Annotated in this window: 13 protein-coding genes; 6 read left to right on the forward strand and 7 right to left on the reverse strand. The window is 66.1% G+C overall.

The window, feature by feature from the left end; all coding sequences use genetic code 11:
• The first annotated feature begins 110 nt into the window (after window positions 1–110).
• Complete coding sequence (gene garD / locus RAD10_RS38050) at window positions 111–1,652, forward strand: galactarate dehydratase (protein WP_461621476.1); 1,542 nt, start codon at window positions 111–113, stop codon at window positions 1,650–1,652.
• 15 nt (window positions 1,653–1,667) lie between these two features.
• Here garD and RAD10_RS38055 read toward each other — a convergent pair whose 3' ends face one another.
• Window positions 1,668–2,408: a hypothetical protein gene (locus RAD10_RS38055; protein WP_461621477.1), complete on the reverse strand. Its 741-nt coding sequence runs from the start codon at window positions 2,406–2,408 to the stop codon at window positions 1,668–1,670.
• Window positions 2,409–2,414: 6 nt separating this feature from the next.
• Window positions 2,415–3,302, reverse strand: a complete 888-nt coding sequence (locus RAD10_RS38060; RefSeq protein WP_461621478.1) for a MipA/OmpV family protein — start codon at window positions 3,300–3,302, stop codon at window positions 2,415–2,417.
• Window positions 3,303–3,652: 350 nt separating this feature from the next.
• Between RAD10_RS38060 and RAD10_RS38065 the strand changes: the two genes are divergently transcribed.
• The 3 genes from RAD10_RS38065 (at window position 3,653) to RAD10_RS38075 (ending at window position 6,158) form a co-directional block, all read left to right on the forward strand.
• Complete coding sequence (locus RAD10_RS38065; protein ID WP_091958934.1) at window positions 3,653–4,333, forward strand: response regulator transcription factor; 681 nt, start codon at window positions 3,653–3,655, stop codon at window positions 4,331–4,333.
• The gene (locus RAD10_RS38070; protein WP_461621479.1) at window positions 4,330–5,694 is read left to right on the forward strand and encodes a sensor histidine kinase; all 1,365 of its coding nucleotides are present in this window, start codon (window positions 4,330–4,332) and stop codon (window positions 5,692–5,694) included. Before RAD10_RS38065 ends, RAD10_RS38070 begins: the two co-directional genes overlap by 4 nt.
• Before the next feature lie 194 nt (window positions 5,695–5,888).
• A complete protein-coding gene (locus RAD10_RS38075) occupies window positions 5,889–6,158 on the forward strand; it encodes a hypothetical protein (protein WP_091958941.1) in 270 nt (89 codons plus the stop codon).
• Between the two features lie 53 nt (window positions 6,159–6,211).
• Here the strand turns inward: RAD10_RS38075 and RAD10_RS38080 are convergent, their stop codons facing one another.
• From RAD10_RS38080 to RAD10_RS38090, 3 genes are all read right to left on the reverse strand, one after another.
• Window positions 6,212–6,583: a hypothetical protein gene (locus tag RAD10_RS38080; RefSeq protein WP_201759981.1), complete on the reverse strand. Its 372-nt coding sequence runs from the start codon at window positions 6,581–6,583 to the stop codon at window positions 6,212–6,214.
• 289 nt (window positions 6,584–6,872) lie between these two features.
• Window positions 6,873–7,466 (reverse strand): DUF2147 domain-containing protein, encoded by a 594-nt coding sequence (locus tag RAD10_RS38085; RefSeq protein WP_104463865.1) that lies wholly within the window; start codon window positions 7,464–7,466, stop codon window positions 6,873–6,875.
• Window positions 7,467–7,572: 106 nt separating this feature from the next.
• Window positions 7,573–8,601, reverse strand: a complete 1,029-nt coding sequence (locus RAD10_RS38090) for an NAD(P)/FAD-dependent oxidoreductase (RefSeq protein ID WP_461621480.1) — start codon at window positions 8,599–8,601, stop codon at window positions 7,573–7,575.
• A gap of 182 nt (window positions 8,602–8,783) precedes the next feature.
• On the opposite strand from RAD10_RS38090, the gene RAD10_RS38095 reads away from it, so the two are divergent.
• Window positions 8,784–9,251, forward strand: a complete 468-nt coding sequence (locus RAD10_RS38095; protein WP_461621481.1) for an acyl-CoA thioesterase — start codon at window positions 8,784–8,786, stop codon at window positions 9,249–9,251.
• Window positions 9,252–9,287: 36 nt separating this feature from the next.
• Here the strand turns inward: RAD10_RS38095 and RAD10_RS38100 are convergent, their stop codons facing one another.
• Together RAD10_RS38100 and RAD10_RS38105 are read right to left on the reverse strand one after the other, a co-directional pair.
• On the reverse strand, window positions 9,288–9,608 hold the full coding sequence (locus tag RAD10_RS38100) for a 2Fe-2S iron-sulfur cluster-binding protein (protein WP_091958957.1): 321 nt from the start codon (window positions 9,606–9,608) through the stop codon (window positions 9,288–9,290).
• A gap of 164 nt (window positions 9,609–9,772) precedes the next feature.
• A complete protein-coding gene (locus tag RAD10_RS38105) occupies window positions 9,773–10,147 on the reverse strand; it encodes an Hpt domain-containing protein (protein ID WP_092261152.1) in 375 nt (124 codons plus the stop codon).
• 398 nt (window positions 10,148–10,545) lie between these two features.
• On the opposite strand from RAD10_RS38105, the gene RAD10_RS38110 reads away from it, so the two are divergent.
• On the forward strand, window positions 10,546–16,374 hold the full coding sequence (locus RAD10_RS38110; RefSeq protein ID WP_461621482.1) for an apolipoprotein A-IV repeat region-like domain-containing protein: 5,829 nt from the start codon (window positions 10,546–10,548) through the stop codon (window positions 16,372–16,374).
• The last annotated feature ends 43 nt before the right edge of the window (window positions 16,375–16,417 follow it).

The raw sequence follows: 16,417 nt of genomic DNA on the forward strand, positions 1-16,417 counted from the left end.
CCGTAGGGTGGGCAAAGCGAAGCGTGCCCACCGCTTACGTTCGGTTGTGAAGCATGGTGGGCACGGCGCGTTGCGCCTTTGCCCACCTACGGCTTCGGAGGCAAGCGCAGATGGACCAGGACGTCGCAGCGAAAGAGCAGCCCCGCTACATCAAGCTCAACGAGCGCGACAACGTCGCGATCGTGGTCAATGATTTCGGGCTTCCTGCCGGCTCCCGCTTTGCCAGCGGCCTGACGCTGCGCGCCTTCGTGCCGCAGGGGCACAAGACGGCGCTGGTCGACATCGCGCAAGATCAGCCGATCGTCCGCTACGGCGAGGTGATCGGCTACGCGCTGTCGCCGATCCTGGCCGGCGAATGGGTCGACGAGGCACGCATTCGCATGCCCGATGCCCCCGACCTCGACAAGCTCGAGATCTCGACCGCAGTTCCTGCGCCGCTGCCGCCGCTCGACGGCTTCACCTTCGAAGGCTACCGCAATCCTGATGGATCGGTCGGCACCAAGAACATCCTCGGCATCTCCTCCTCCGTGCAATGCGTCAAGGGCACGATGGAATACGCGGTCAAGCGCATCCGCGCCGAGCTGCTGCCGAAATACCCCAACGTCGACGACGTCGTGCCGCTGACGCACGCCTATGGCTGCGGCGTCGCCATCACCGCGCCTGATGCGGTGGTGCCGATCCGCACGCTGCAGAACATTGCGCTCAACCCGAATTTCGGCGGCGAGATCCTGGTCGTCGGCCTCGGCTGCGAGAAGCTCGCGCCTGAGCGGCTGGTGCCGGAAGGCGTCAGCGATGCCATCGTGCGCATGCAGGACGAAGCCTTCGACGGCTTTGGGGCGATCGTCGATGCGATCATGACCCAGGCGGAAGCCCGCCTGAAAATCCTCAACAAGCGCACCCGAGAGACCTGCCCGGCGTCCGATCTCGTCATCGGCCTGCAATGCGGCGGCAGCGACGCCTTCTCCGGCGTCACCGCAAACCCCGCCGTCGGCTTCGCCGCGGACCTCCTGGTGCGCGCCGGCGCCACCGTGATGTTCTCGGAAGTGACGGAAGTGCGCGACGCCATCCAGCTCCTCACCCGCCGCGCCATCAACGAGGACGTCGGCCACGCGCTGGTGCGCGAGATGGCCTGGTACGATTCCTATCTCGCGCGAGGCGGTGCCGATCGCAGCGCCAACACCACGCCCGGCAACAAGAAGGGCGGCCTCGCCAACATCGTCGAGAAGTCGCTGGGCTCGATCGTCAAGTCCGGCTCGAGTGCCATCACCGGCGTGCTCTCGCCCGGCGAGAAGGCGACGCAGAAGGGCATGCTGTTCGCGGCAACCCCCGCCTCCGATTTCATCTGCGGCACGCTCCAGCTCGCCTCCGGCATGACGCTGCAGGTGTTCACCACCGGCCGCGGCACGCCCTACGGCCTTGCGGCCGCCCCCGTGATCAAGGTCGCGACCCGCAGCGAGCTTGCCCGCCGCTGGAAGGACCTGATCGACTTCGACGCCGGCAGCATCGCTACCGGCGAGAAGACCATCGAGGAGACCGGTTGGGACCTGTTCCGGCTAATCCTCGACGTCGCCTCCGGCCGCACCAAGCCGTGGTCGGACCGCTGGGGCATCCACAACGACCTCACGCTATTCAACCCCGCGCCGGTGACCTGAGGCCGCCAGCCGGCTTCACTGACCACCGATCAGGTGCATGTCGTCCAGCGTGACGGGCAGGCTGCGCGTGATGAGGTCCGCGATGGCCGCGCGCAGCCGTTCGCTCGAAGCCGGACCGTCAAATGTCCCGTCGACCGGCCCGCTGGGGCCTGCGATCCTCAGGGTCCCGGTGTTGTCGAGCGGCGCGGCCGCCCGCTTTTCGATCACGTCGAACGTCTTGCCGTCGATGACGCGGACCTCGTACAGCGCGTGGATCAGGCCGTAGTCCGCAAGCAGCGTCCGGTATTCGGCGAGCCCGACACCCTCGACGTTGCGGCCGTTTCCGAGTTTCGATCTGGCGCGGGTAATGACGATGTACGCATCCAGTCCCTGGGGCGTGACATCGGTGCGAACCAGCTCCTTGAACGGATCGGTCCGCAGCAGATTGACAGGCGTGACCGCCGAATCCCGGATCGCGGCGAACGCGGCGCGGGTGTAGTTGACGGCCTGAACGCGATAGCGTGCGCCCAGCAGCCTGGTCGCCTGCTGGACGATCAGCTCGTCCAGTCCCCATGCACTGATCGAGGCGCTTTGCCCGGCGGAGCCGAGCTTGGTAAGGCCTGCCTGTGAAAGGCTCATCTCCTCGCCGATGGCGGAGACGATGCCGACCGTCTTGATCGCCTGGAGCCGGCTCGCGCGCGTCTCGAACGCCGCGGCGGCGCCGAGGGCGACGCAAGCGGCTGCGAGGCCAATCCATAGAAAAGCAATGCGACGCATGGTGACCTATCGGATCCTGAAATCGAACGAATAGGACGCGCCGAGGCCGACAGTGGTCTGGTTCGACGATCCACGCAGCTTCACGAGCGGACTGTCCGCGGCATCGCCCAACAGCTTCTCGTATTCGACATAGGCATGAACCTCCCACTGCGGATTGATGCGATAGGAGATCTGGCTGCCGAAGCCGACCGAGTGCGCACCGCCTTTGGCGTTGTAGGTCGGCAATCCCGACATCAGCGCCTGCGCGGCATCGATGCCGAAATACGGAGCGGTCGCGTTGGTGCTTTTCCAGGTGAAGCGCGGGCCGGCCGAGATCGTCAGCCTTTGAATCAGCGGCACGATGACGTCGGCGGAGATGTCGGCGACGGTGCCGGTATGGCCACCCACGCCCTGGCGCAATTCGCTGCGCAGGCGCAGCCAGTCGACCGGATAATATTCGACGAAGCCGCCGAGCTCGTAGGCGGCCTTGACGTCGCCAAGACCGGTCAGCTCGGCATATTTGTCGGCCTTGCGCGAGGTGACGTACTTGAACGCAGGCCCTGCGCGAAAATTGCCGACGTCGAGCAGCGCGATGCTGGCGCTGTCGCGCGGGCCCCGAAACTGATCGATCGATCCGGCGCGACGGATGGAGAAGATCGGGATCGGCATGAGCTTGCCGTTCTTCGATCCGACGAAATCCGGTGTGTACTCACCACCGATGCCGACCATGACCGTCCAATTGCCGGAGGGCGAAGGCAGCATCGGCAGCTCGAACGGCGGCGCCGGCAGCGTGAACGCAGTCTGCGCCGATGCGGATTGAGGGATCGCCATGATCGCGCCGAGTGCGGCGAGCAAGGTGGTCGTGAGCCGCACATTCACCGTGAGGCGAAGAGCGGCGTCGTCAAAATGCTTCATTACAGGGCCCCGGACCGGCCTTCCTGGCCTGGTCGACTCGTGTGGTTGGAGCTCCAGCATGTGGTCCGGCAAAATTGCCCCAAGATTGCAAGGCGAAAACCGCTGGCCAATCCGTTGCCGGTATCCGCCGGGCGCGGCGTCGCCGAACCAACATTGCCCGAACATTGCCGGGAGGCGCTCACGCGCCCAAACTTTGGCCGGCACTGCCGGTCACCCCACTCGCATCTGCCTTTTATTCGCCAAGCTCGCTGCCTTTATGGGAACCCTGCGCAGGAGCCGAAACGCCAGACTTCGGCCAGGGAGCGTCACGCTCGGGGTTTTGTTGCCCAGCAGAGTCAAGGACGACCCGCGTGCGTTCCCTCGTAATCGAAGACGAACCGCAGATCGGCGCCTATGTCAGCCGTCTGCTCGGGCAGTTGCACGGAATCGTCGACCTCGTCGGCTCGATCGCCGATGCCCGTCAGGCGCTGGACAATTTCAAATATGATCTCGCGATCGTCGACCGGATGCTGCCCGACGGCGATGCGCTCCAGGTGGTCACGGCGCTGAGCCAATCGCCCGACCGCCCCGCGATCATCATGCTGACCTCCAAGGACGCCAAGGAAGACATCGTCGAGGGCCTCAATGGCGGCGCCGACGACTATCTCGGCAAGCCGTTCGAGCCGCAGGAATTGATTGCACGGGTGCGCGCGGTGCTGCGGCGGCCCCGTCTGCTCGCCCCCTCGGTATTGTCGCTCGGCAACGTCGAGCTGCATCTCGGCAGCAACGAGGCCGTCGTCGCCGACACCAGAATCCTGCTGCGACGGCGCGAGGCACTGATCCTGGGAGCGCTGTTGATGCGACGCGACCGCGTCATCACCCGCGCCGCCCTGATCGAAGAGATATACGGCTTCGACGACGAGATCGAATCCAACACGCTCGAAGCTCAGGTCTCGCGCCTGCGGAAGAAATTGCTCGAGCTCGGCGGCGACGTCGAGATCCGCAGCATGCGAGGCATCGGATATATCCTGCGGCTGGCAACGCCGCGATGACATCGATCGCCCGAATGTTTGCGCTGTCGCTCGGCATCGCCGCAACGACGATCTTCCTCCTCGTGGTCGGCTTCTTCATCTGGCGATACCCGATGGAGGAACGCGAGTTCAGAGCCTGCGGGGTCGTGGCGGCCCTTCTCGACCGCGCCACGGTGATCGACGCGCAGAGCCTGACGGTACGTCCGACTCCCGCACTCGAGGAGTTGAAGGCGGACAGCCCGAACCTCTGGTACGTGGTGTCGGCGGGCGATCTGGTCAACGAATACGGTAGCGAGCACCGACCGACCCTTCCCTTCGCCTTTCCCTATCGTGGGCCGGTCGGCCTGTCCGTCTTCAGTACACCCGACCAGGATAGAACTTTCTGTCTCGCCGTCGCGCAACGGGGCTCGTTGCGGCTCACGATGATGGTCGGCGAGCCTCAGGTCCGGTTCGGCCGAATCGCGAGAAACTTCCTGGCCCGCCGCGCTTTTTCCATCCTCCTGGTGGCCCTGGCTTTTGCGGCGACCGTCGCCATCGGCTCAGTGCTGGCCGCACGTTTCGTCTCAAGCGGCATCGAACGGGTGGCACGGCGCGCGCTCGCGATCGATCCGTCTGCGCCACAAGGCCTGATATCCTTGTCCGAAGTCCCCTCCGAGCTGAAGCCATTGGTCGAGGCGCTGAACCGCGCCTTCGGCGAGATCGATGCCTATATCAGGATGCAGCGCCGCTTTCTCGGCAATGCCGCCCATCAGCTGCGCACGCCGCTGACGCTGCTGCGCGCGAAGGTCGAGGATGTACCCGAGCCGGCCCTGAGGGCCGAATTGGTCCGCGATATCCGCCGCCTGACGTCGCTGGTCTCCGCGATGCTCGATCTGGCGCGACTGCAAAACCATGCGATCGAAAAACGGCCGATTGATCTCGCCCAGATCACGCTGGACGTGCTCGCCGATTTCGGCCCCTCGGCACTGGACGCCGGCATCGAGCTCACGCTGGAACAGTCCGAGAAGGGTCCGTTCCTGGTGCAGGGTGTGGATGCCGCGGTTCGCAGCGCGCTTGCCAATCTCGTCGGCAACGCGCTCATCCACGCCCATGGCGCACGACGCATCGTCGCCACGCTCGGCCGCGACGGCATCTCGATTGACGACGACGGCGCAGGCCTGCCGGACGGCGTGGAGCACGGGCTGACCGAGCCGTTTCAGACCGGCAACACTGCCGGCGAGGGCGCGGGCCTTGGCCTGTCGATCGTCCGCGAGATCATGGCCGCGCACGGTGGCGAGCTGGTCATCTCCTCCACGCCTGGCCGCGGCACGAGCATGAGCCTGCGTTTTCCGGTCGCCGCCGCGCCGACCAGATCTCCGCACATGGATCTGCAAGCAGGCTGACTGCGAGCTGCCCCCGTCGATCCGCGAAACCGTCCGGAAACATTGGCGCCAAAAACTTCTTCCTCGTTTCGTCGTTGCGCATCAAGCAATCAATATGTTCGCCGACGGCCACGGGAATGTTCTCGCACAAGCGAACCTGGTCCGGCATCGAGACGACCAAACCTCCGATTGACATCTTCAACGGAGATTTTCCAATGCGTGTTCTCACAATGATTGCCGTCGCCAGCGCCGTGATTGCGAGCTCGACCGGTGCTTTCGCCAGCGAACTTCCCACTTACGAAGTGAAGTCGTTGCCGATCTCGGCGACGCAGGTGCAGGTGCTCGGCGGCGCCGGCGTCGAGGAGCAGTCGACCGCGCCCTCGATGATCGTCGCCGGCATGCCCGCCTCGCCCGCGCAGGTCTCGGTGCTGTCGCCGCGCGTGAAGCGGCTTGCGAGCGCCGGTTCGGGCAGCGAAGCGCGCTGAGCCTTTCGCAACGCTTGCGGCGCCTGAATCTGATGCGGGCGCCGTCAGCGTTTTCAGGTCATGCTGCCCGGCATGAAGCAGCGCACCCGCGGGTGGCCGTCGATATAGTGCTTCCACACCATGGTGCGACCGATCTTGTTGGGCACGGTGATGACAGCCCCCTCGGGCACCACGACCCACTCGTTGTCGATAAGGACTCGGTAGCGTCCCTGGTTGGACTCCCAGTCGACATCGGCCACGACATAGCCGTCCGCATCCGTGCAGCATTGCCCGTATTCGCTATGCAGGCTCTCGAACCAGGGTTTTAGCGGCGAGTTGGCGTAGCGCCCGTCGTCGCGCGCCAGAGCCGATGTCGCCAAGAGCCCGGCCAGGCCCAGCAACGGCGCCGCATACAATCTTGCAAGTCGCGATCTTGGAAGTCGCATATCGTCTCCGCGGGTCGACATGATCGCCGCGTGGGACAACGCGCGCCGTCCGCCTTCCGCAGCTCGGCGAAAGGCGCGGAGGGCAGCGACTCATTCCCCCAGCAGCTCTGCGGATAGCTATGCAAATCCGGCGCCAGCATGCATTCCGGGCAACTACTGGAGCGGGCCCGCGGCGCACTGGTCTTTCGGCGGATATGGCCCCGCCGACCTTCCGTTGTCCCAGCCTGCACGAAGAATGACGCGACGTGGGGCTATTGCCGATCAGGCGGCCCGGTGCGCGACGGACACCTTACTGCTTGGGCGCCGGCGCCATCATCGTGCCGCCGCTTTTCTTCGTCGGTGCCGGCGGCTTGGTGGCAGCGGCCTGCGCGGGCAGATATTTCGCGACGATGGCGGGATCGACCTGGGCGAGGTTGGTGTCAGGCAGGCGCGTCCAGGCCTCGTCCTTGCCGAGCAGGGCGATGCCGAGATAGCCGCGCAGGGTCAGGGTCTGGCCGTCAGGACTGACCTTCATGTTGGCCTTCCAGATCTGGCCGTCGCGCGGATTGAGCACGTTGCCGCCTTCGTACTTCAATCCGTCGCGCTTCATGTTGCGGACGAAGGAGATGCCGAGCACCGGCGCGTTCTTGCGATCGTCGGTGCACTTGCTGCAGATCTCGTTCGGATCGTCGCCAGGCCGCGGGAAGGTCTTTGCGATCACGCCTTCGAAGATGCCGTTGTGGTCGATGAAGAGAAACCATCCGACCGTCTTGCCGTCTTCGACCTTCTGCCAGAGGCCCGCCGCAGTGGGCTCGGCGATTTGTGCCGCAGACGGCGTCACCGTCGCGAGCGACAATGCGAGCGCGAGGAAGGGGAGCAGCCGAGAGCTGGAAAAAATCCGCATTAGATCACCTTGTTATTCCACGACCGGAATGGCCGCAGACTACGGCGATTTCGCGAACGGTTCCAGCGCCAGAAACATGGGGCATCCCCTCCCCACCCCGCCCTCGTCAGTTGACACCGAGCTTCTTTTGCAGGCTGGAGGACGAGGTCGTGTACTGGAACACGAGCCGCTTCTCCGGATAGACGTAGCGATGGGCTTTTTGCGACATCAGCGCGCCCTCGTGGAAGCCGCACAGGATCAGCTTGATCTTGCCGGGATAGGTGTTGATGTCGCCGATCGCGAAGATGCCGGGAACATTGGTCTCGAACGCGGACGTCTCGACCGGCACCAGATTGTTCTCCAGCGCAATACCCCAGTTCGCGACCGGGCCGAGCTTCATGGTCAGCCCGAAGAACGGCAGCATGGTGTCGCAGGCAATATCCGTGACGTTGTTGTCGTTGCCCTTGATGGTGGCGCCGGTGAGCTTGCCCTCAGCGCCGGAGAGCGCCGTGACCTGGCCGAGCCGGAGATCCATCTTGCCGCCGGCAACCAGCGCGCGCATCTGCTCGACGCTGTGGGGCGCGGCGCGAAACTCGTCGCGCCGGTGCAACAGCGTGATGCGCTTCGCAATCGGATGCAGATTGAGCGTCCAGTCGAGCGCGGAATCGCCGCCGCCGACGACCAGCACGTTCTTGTCGCGGAAAGTCTCCATCTTGCGCACGGCGTAATGGACTGAAGTGCCTTCGTAGGCCTCGATGCCCGGCACCGGCGGACGCTTGGGCTGGAACGAGCCGCCGCCGGCCGCGATCACCAGCACCTTGCATTCGAACACCTTGCCGGCGTCGGTGGTGCAGCGGAAGGCGGGATCGCCGATCTTCTCCACCGTCTCGACCATCTCGCCGAGATGGAAGGTCGGATGGAACGGCTTGATCTGCTCCATCAGCGCATCGGTGAGGCCCTGCCCCGAAACCTGCGGAATGCCGGGAATGTCGTAAATCGGCTTTTCCGGATAGAGCTCGGCGCACTGGCCGCCGATCTTGTCGAGGATGTCGACGAAATGCGCCTTCATGTCGAGAAGGCCAAGCTCGAAAGCGGCGAACAGACCGCAGGGGCCGGCGCCAATAATCAGCACATCGGTTTTGATCACATCGCTCATGTCGTCTCTTTATCGGTCGTTATCGGTTGGACGGCGCCCGGCGGGCAGAGGTGACCCTGCCTGTCTAGCCAACGGGGATGGATCAGGGAAGGCATAAAAGCGGGAGCGCCCCGCAGCCGCGCCCACTTGCCGGGGCAAAATAACTGGGCTGTAACGAGGAAGGACATGACGGAGATCAATCGGTGAACGCACCAAGTCGCCTCGATACGACGCCGCGCCTGGAGGACTATCCCTACCGCCTCAGCGACAACGTCCGCTTCGGCGATCTCGATCCCAACCAGCACGTCAACAACGCTGTCTACGCCACCTATTTCGAGACGGGCCGCGTCACGCTGATGAAGCTGCCGGAGTACGGACTGACGCCGCCAGGGCTCGCCTGGATCATGGTGCGCCTCGACATCCATTTCCGCGCCGAGCTGCACTGGCCGAACACGATCGAGCTCGGCCTCGGCGTGGTGAAGCTCGGACGGACGTCAGTGACCTTCGAGCAGGTCGTGTTCTCGCAAGGAAAGTGCATCGCCTCGGCGATGTCGGTCGGCGTCATGCTCGACGAGGCGACGCGGCGGCCAGCGCCGCTCAGCGCGGAGATCGTCGAGAAGCTCAGACCCTGGCACAAGCGCGGCATCGCGGTCGCGACGCCGAACATATAATTCAACTCAGAAGCGTCAGGACCAGGCCTGCCAGAATTAGGCCTGGCGTTCCGGCGTCGTCACGACGAGACCGTCGAGATCGTCGGAGACCTTGATCTGGCAGGACAGGCGCGAATTCGGGCGCACGTCGAAACCGAAGTCGAGCATGTCCTCTTCCATCGGCGTCGGGCTGCCGACCTTCTCACGCCAGGCTTCGTCGACATAGACATGGCAGGTCGCGCAGGCGCAGGCGCCGCCGCATTCGGCCTCGACGCCGGGAACGCTGTTGCGGATCGCGGCTTCCATCACGGTTGCGCCGTTCTCGATTTCCACCGTGCGGGTTTCGCCCTTGTGGTCGACAAAGTGAATCTTGGCCATGTGTGCTCGTGCTGCCGCGGTGCTGGGAATGAAGGAGGGTCCGGGCTGTCCTATAACGGGTCGATCAGGCCGGCGCCATAGGGTTTTCAGGCGAAGTGAATCCCGCTTTGCGGTAAGAAAACGCGTCAAAACAAAAGACTAGAGTCCGGCTCGGCCGCGTGGCCTCAAGGCTTCAGCATCGCCTCGATGGCGGCGCGGGCCTCGGTCACTGCCTCCTTCAGCGCGGCGAAGGCGTGGCGCTGGTCATGGCCGGTCTGGACCGCGATCTCCAGGCTTGCGGCCGCATCCGCCACCGCAAAAGCGCCGATCCCGCGCGCCGAGCCCTTGAGCTTGTGGGCCAGCGCGCCGGCCTCGGCCGGCAGCGCCGCCATCGCCGCGATCAGGCGGACCGCCTGCTCGGCGAACATGGCCAGCACTTCCTGTTCCAGCTCCGCGTCGCCGAGCGTCATCCGGGAGAGATGGTCGAGGTCGAGCGGGCTGTCGATGGGTGCAAGCGGGGGCGAGGGCATCCAGTCCATCCGTTGCAGTTCAGGCGTCATGGCGCAGGCCCCGGCATCGCGCGACGGTTCCGCCGGTCCGGCGGTGAGATTGACCTCACCCAAGCATGGAAATGGTTAACGAAATGTTTGGGGTCTTGAACGCAGTTCCGCCGGTTTATTGACGAAAAGTTGCCGCAATCAGCCGAGTCCGGTGGAGAATTGCATTTGTTGCTAAGGTCTTACGGCGCGATCCTGTTAACGATGATTAAGATTGTCTTAATCGCGGGCATTTCATTCGCCACGCTCTGCCAATAGGATGTTGCGGAAATTGGCGGACAAGCCGTCCGGGTGGGGACGGCTCGGAGATCCGCGCAAGCGGCATGATCCGGTCTGTGGGCTTGCGCAGCGCGCAGGGCTCGCGGGGGGACGCGTACAAGTAACGAGGGCTCGGACTGAACATGGCGAACACTCCGAAGAAGGTCAAAGACCCCACAGAAGTTGCGCTTTCTGCGATCCAGGAAGCCCTGAACATCAGCGACACGGCTGCCGACACCAGCCGCAACGCCGCGATGCGCAACGAAACCGCGCCCTCGGTGGCGCCGCCGCCCCCCATCTTCGACGAACCGAGCTTCGAGCCGCGCCCTGCCGCCAACGAACGCTCGACCGTGTTCGACCCGGTCGAGGAGCCGCGCTCTTCGCGCCGCGCCGCCAATGACGACCGCGAGACCATCGGCCAGCTGCTCCAGGCCCTGCAGAAGGGTCGCCCTGCCCGCAACGTCTACACCTTCGCCACCATCTTCGCCGGCGTCTGGCTCGCCGCCTGCGCCGCGCTGACGTTCGGCTTCCTGCCCTCGATCCAGGCCGCCATGGGCCAGAGCGGCGGCGTGCTCGTCATCGCCGGCCTGATCGCGATGTTCTTCGCGCCGATCATGCTGTTCTACTTCCTTGCGAGCCTTGTCTGGCGCGGCCAGGAAATGCGTATGATCGCGCAGGCGATGGCGCAGGTCGCGATCCGCTTCTCCGAGCCCGAGGGCTCGGCCTCTGATTCCATGGTCACCGTCGGCCAGGCCATCCGCCGCGAGGTCGCGGCGATGGGCGACGGCATCGAGCGCGCCATCGCGCGCGCCGGCGAGCTCGAGACGCTGGTCGCCAACGAGGTCGCCGCGCTCGAACGCGCCTATTCCGACAACGAAGTGCGCATCCGCGCCCTGCTGCAGGACATCGCGCATCAGCGCGACAATCTGGTCGGCCAGGCCGAGCAGGTCCGCAGCGCCATCTCCGGCGTGCAGATCGATTTGCGCCACGACATCGCTCTGATCTCGGATGCGATCGCCTCGCGCGTCGACGAGGTCGCCAAGTCCATCACCGGCGCGCTGGAAGAGCGCGGCGCCCACATCACCAGCGCGCTGAGCAATGCCGGCGACAACATGATCCTGGCGCTCGGCGAGCGCGGCGGCGACCTGCTCGACCGCCTCGAGGAAGCCAGCAACGAGACCACGCGCGCCGTGCTCGACGCCAGCGAGCGGCTGACCACCAGCCTCAACTTCAAGACCGGCCACGTCCACGACGAGTTCGTCGACCTCGCCGACCGCGTCCACGAGATGCTGAACGAGCGCATCGACCGCATCACCGGCGAGTTCGAGCAGCGCTCCGCCGCCATCGTCGACGGCATCTCCGAGCGCACCGAGCAGGTGCACGACAGCCTGAAGAATTCCTCGGATTCGCTGCTGCTCGAGCTCGAGCTGCGCTCCAACGACCTCTCCGCCAAGATCGACGACGCCGGCAACCGCCTCGCCGGCCAGATCCTGACGAGCGGCGACAAGGCGAGCGAGGCGCTCGACGCCACCGTCAACACCCTCGTCGCCAAGGTCGTCAGCCAGACCGAGACCGCGCACGATTCGCTGTCGCTGCAGATGAGCGCGTTCGACGAGCTGGTCAGGAACCAGGGCACCGAGCTGGTCGAGAAATTCGCCCGCGACTCCGGCACGCTGGGCGCGCTGATCACGCGCCACATCTCCGAGTTCGACCGCACCGTGAAGACCTTCGGCGGCGAGATCGTCGAGCGCATGGGCCAGCGCACGCAGGACATCCATGAGTCGCTGAAGACCTATGTCGACAATTTCGACACCCGCTTCACCGCCAACGGCGGCGAGATCACGGCCGTGCTCGACCAGCGCCTGGTGCAGTTCGAGACCACGGTCGGCGAACGCGTCAACCACCTCGACGCCTCGCTGAACGGCAAGATCGCCAGCCTCGACGGCACGATCGATGGTCACATCAAGACCTTCGACGAGCAGCTCGTCGGCCGGGTCGCCGCGCTCGAACAGTCGTTCGACACCCGCGCGCAATCCATGACCGAGACCATCGACGGGCGCATCAACACGCTCGCGACCTCGCTGACGGACGGTGCCGCGCAGGCGATCCAGTCGATCGACTCCCGCCTCACCCACCTCACGACGGCGCTGACCGGCGGCGCCACGCAGGCCATCGAAACCATCGATGCGCGCCTCAACCACCTCACGAGCTCGCTGACCGATGGCGCCTCGCAGACCATCCAGTCGATCGATACGCGGCTGACCCATCTCACCTCGATGCTCACCGGCGGCGCGACGCAGGCGCTCGAGTCCATCGACTCCCGCCTCACCTACCTGACCACCGCGGTCACGAACGGCGCCTCGCAGGCCGTGCAGTCGATCGATACGCGCCTGACCCTCCTGACCTCCACCCTCACGGACGGCACCGCGCAGGCGATCGAGGCGGTCGACCGTCGCATCACCGGCGTCACCGAGATCATCGACGGCCGCAGCACGCACTTGACCGACACGGTCACGGCGCGCTTCCAGGAGATCCATCAGGTCATCGAGACCCGGGTCGGTTCGGTCGCCAGCGACATCGACGTGCGCGTGGCGCAGTTCGAGGACCTGCTCGGCTCGCGCGTCGAGGCCGTCGCCGGCCGCATCGAAAGCAGCGGCCGCCAGGCCAGCGAGGACATGATGTCCCGCGCCGAGATGATCTCGACCGCGATCCGCTCGCATGTCGAGGACGCCGAGCGCTCGCTCACCAACCTCGTCGTCAACACCAGCGAGACAATCCAGACCGGTGCGCGCACCGCCCAGCAGTCGCTGATGACGGTCTCCTCCGACGTCAACGCCCAGCTCAAGATGACCTCTGCCGAGGTCGAGCGCGCGCTGACCGCGGTCGGCACCGGTTCGGCGAACTCGATCCTGAGCAGCGCCCGCGAGGCGCAGTCGACGCTGGTCGCAGCCTCGGGCGAGGCCTCCAACCAGATCAAGGGGCTTGCGGCCGACGTCGAGCGTACGCTGTCGGCGGCAGGTTCTGCCACCGCAGCCTCGATCCTGGCCGGCGCCCGCGAGGTGCAGACCACCCTCGTCACGGCGTCCTCGGACGCGGCCAACCACGTCAAGACGCTCACCGCCGACGTGCAGCGCTCGCTGTCGATGGCCGGCACCACCACGGCGGAATCGATCACCGCCGGCGCTCGCGATGCGCAGAGCGCGTTGATCGCGGCCTCGAGCGAGACCGCCAATCAGATCAAGGCGCTCTCCTCCGACGTGCAGCGTTCGCTCACGATGGCCGGCACCTCGACCGCCGAGATCCTCACCAGCGGCGCGCGCGAGGCGCAGAACACGCTGGTTGCCGGGTCCTCGGATGCGGCGGCCCAGGTCAAGTCGCTCACCGCCGATGTGCAGCGCTCGCTCTCGATGGCCGGCACCTCGACCGCCGAGACCATCACCGCCGGCGCGCGCGAGGCGCAGAACATGCTGGTCACGGCGTCTTCCGAGGCGGCCAGCCAGGTCAAGTCGCTCGCGGCCGAAGTGCATCGTTCGCTCTCGCAGGTCGGCCAGTCGACCGCCGAGACGATCACCACCAGCGCCCGCGACGCTCAGACCACCCTGCTCTCGGTCTCGGCCGAGCAGACCAGCCAGGTCCGTTCGCTCGCGGCCGAGATGCAGCGCGCACTGGCAACCGCCGGCGGCGCCACCATCGAGGCGCTCACCAGCGGCGTGCGCGAGGCCCAGGGCTCGCTGATCTCCGCTTCGACCGATGCGGCCAGCCAGATCAAGTCGCTGACCACGGACATCGAGCGCACGCTGAGCGCGGTCGGCGCCGACACCGCCTCGACCATTCTCAACAGCGCGCGTGAGGCCCAGACCTCACTGACCTCGACCTCGGCGGACGCCGCGAGCCAGATCCGCACGATCTCGACCGAGATCGAGCGCACGCTGAGCGCGGCCACAGCGAACGCGACCAACGACATCCAGACCAGCGCGCTCAACGCCCAGAACGCGCTGATCTCGGCCTCCAACGAGGCGAGCTCGCGGGTCAAGTCGAGCTCGTCCGACGTCGAGCGTTCGGTGCTCGCCGCCAGCTCCAGCTTCGGCCAGGCCATGACCGGCAAGACCGACGAGATCGTCACCTACGTGCAGCAGCAGGCCGACCGCCTGTCGAACATGATCGACGCCAAGCGCGGCGCCCTGGTCGACGCGATCGGCTCCAAGACCAGCCAGCTCACGCTCGACATCGACCGCGTCACCTCGGACGCGCTGAAGTCGATCGAGACGCGCGGCCAGGCCTTCTCGCAGACCATGATGGGCAACGGCTCGGAAGTCGCGCGCACCATCAACGCGGCGAGCGAGATCGCCACCGGCGCGGTCGGCAAGTCGCTCAAGGACCTCGAGCAGGCCTCGCGCGCGGCGATCGACCAGTCGCGCCAGGTCTCGATCGCGGCCGTCACCGAGATGCAGGAGACCAGCAAGATCCTGCGTACCGACACGGTGGCGCTGTTCGAGCGCCTGCGCGAAGGCAACATCCTGCTTCAGGAGGTGCTGACCGGTGCGCACGACAACCTCAACTCGCTCGAGCGGGCGCTGGTGACGCGCGTTGCCGACTTCGTCTCAGCGATGAACGACGTCACCTCGCGCAACGGCGCGGCGACGCAGAACCTGGAAGAGCAGCTCAACGTCTTCAACAGCAAGACCACGAAGGCGCTGCAGGATCTCGGCGAGCTGTCGACCCAGTTCGACGCGCACGGCAAGGCCCTGGTCGACGCCGCGCAAGTCGTCGAGCAGAGCAACAAGAACACCACGGCCTCGCTTGCCGAGCGCAAGCAGGCGCTGGAATCGCTCGTCACCACGATCGACCTGCGCACGGCCGATCTCGATCAGCGCCTGTCGCGCTTCACCGGCCTGCTCGATGAATCGCTGGCCGCCGCCGAAGAGCGTGCCCGCGACATCGCCCGCGTCGTTGCCGAGACCGCCGGCGCAGGCTCGGCCGCGATCACCCGCCAGTTCGAGGCGGTGCGCGTCGCATCCGAGGAGGAGCACCGGCAGACCATCGAGGCCATGCACGACATCTACCGCCAGACCACCGACGAGGCGGATACGATGTTCAAGCAGTCGACCGAGAAGTTCACCAACCTCGTCTCCAGCATGAAGCAGATGGCCTTCGAGATGCACAACGAGCTCGAAGCCACCCGCAACGAGCTGCGCCGCGGCGTGCTCGAGATGCCGCAGGAGGCCGCCGAGAGCACTGCGCAGATGCGCAAGGTGATCGTCGACCAGATCGAGGCCCTCGCCGAGCTCAACCGCATCGTGGCCCAGCATGGCCGCGGCCTCGACGTCACCACGACGGGCCGCGCGTCCGTCGCCGTCCAGCGCCAGGAGGAGCCGATGATGGCAGCTGCGGGCGGACGTACCGCACGCGACACCGGCAGCGCTTCCACGCTGCCGCCGCCGGACCTCGGCATGCCGGCCGCGCGCCGCACCGAAGCACCGCCGGTCGCGCCCGCCGGTAGCGACCAGGCCCGTGACGGCTGGCTGTCGGACCTGCTCAACCGCACGGACGCCAATCAGGGCGCCCCGACCGGCCGTGAGGCTCCGCGTGGCCGCGCCGCACCCGCGCCGCAGCCGCAGGCTCCGCAGGCAAGCGGTAATCCGCTGGAATCGCTGTCGCTCGACATCGGCCGGCTGATGGACCGCAACCTCGCCGCCGAGATGTGGGACCGCTACCAGCGCGGCGAGAACAAGGCCTTCACCAAGCGCCTCTACACGCCCGCCGGCCAGAAAGCCTTCGACGAGGTCGCCCGCAAGTACCGCGCCGACCGCAACTTCAAGGGCACGGTCGACCGCTACGTCGCCGAGTTCGAGCGCCTGCTCGACGAAGTCGCCCGCGACGGCCGCGGCCCGCAGGAGCTGCGCAGCCACCTGACCTCGGAGACGGGCCTGGTGTACACGCTGCTCGCGCACGCGGCGGGACGGCTAGGATAAGCGGCTCGCAGCGACAACGAACAGCGAATGAAAACGGAGGCCT

It is taken from the genome of Bradyrhizobium sp. 23AC (genome assembly GCF_054863025.1).

What these genes read in the sequence shown, in the direction of transcription:
- RAD10_RS38080 (WP_201759981.1), bottom strand. Translation starts at nt 6,583, where the DNA reads ATGCGACTTCCAAGATCGCGACTTGCAAGATTGTATGCGGCGCCGTTG.
- RAD10_RS38090 (WP_461621480.1), bottom strand. Translation starts at nt 8,601, where the DNA reads ATGAGCGATGTGATCAAAACCGATGTGCTGATTATTGGCGCCGGCCCC.
- garD (WP_461621476.1), top strand. Translation starts at nt 111, where the DNA reads ATGGACCAGGACGTCGCAGCGAAAGAGCAGCCCCGCTACATCAAGCTC.
- RAD10_RS38105 (WP_092261152.1), bottom strand. Translation starts at nt 10,147, where the DNA reads ATGACGCCTGAACTGCAACGGATGGACTGGATGCCCTCGCCCCCGCTT.
- RAD10_RS38055 (WP_461621477.1), bottom strand. Translation starts at nt 2,408, where the DNA reads ATGCGTCGCATTGCTTTTCTATGGATTGGCCTCGCAGCCGCTTGCGTC.
- RAD10_RS38075 (WP_091958941.1), top strand. Translation starts at nt 5,889, where the DNA reads ATGCGTGTTCTCACAATGATTGCCGTCGCCAGCGCCGTGATTGCGAGC.
- RAD10_RS38085 (WP_104463865.1), bottom strand. Translation starts at nt 7,466, where the DNA reads ATGCGGATTTTTTCCAGCTCTCGGCTGCTCCCCTTCCTCGCGCTCGCA.
- RAD10_RS38060 (WP_461621478.1), bottom strand. Translation starts at nt 3,302, where the DNA reads ATGAAGCATTTTGACGACGCCGCTCTTCGCCTCACGGTGAATGTGCGG.
- RAD10_RS38070 (WP_461621479.1), top strand. Translation starts at nt 4,330, where the DNA reads ATGACATCGATCGCCCGAATGTTTGCGCTGTCGCTCGGCATCGCCGCA.
- RAD10_RS38100 (WP_091958957.1), bottom strand. Translation starts at nt 9,608, where the DNA reads ATGGCCAAGATTCACTTTGTCGACCACAAGGGCGAAACCCGCACGGTG.
- RAD10_RS38110 (WP_461621482.1), top strand. Translation starts at nt 10,546, where the DNA reads ATGGCGAACACTCCGAAGAAGGTCAAAGACCCCACAGAAGTTGCGCTT.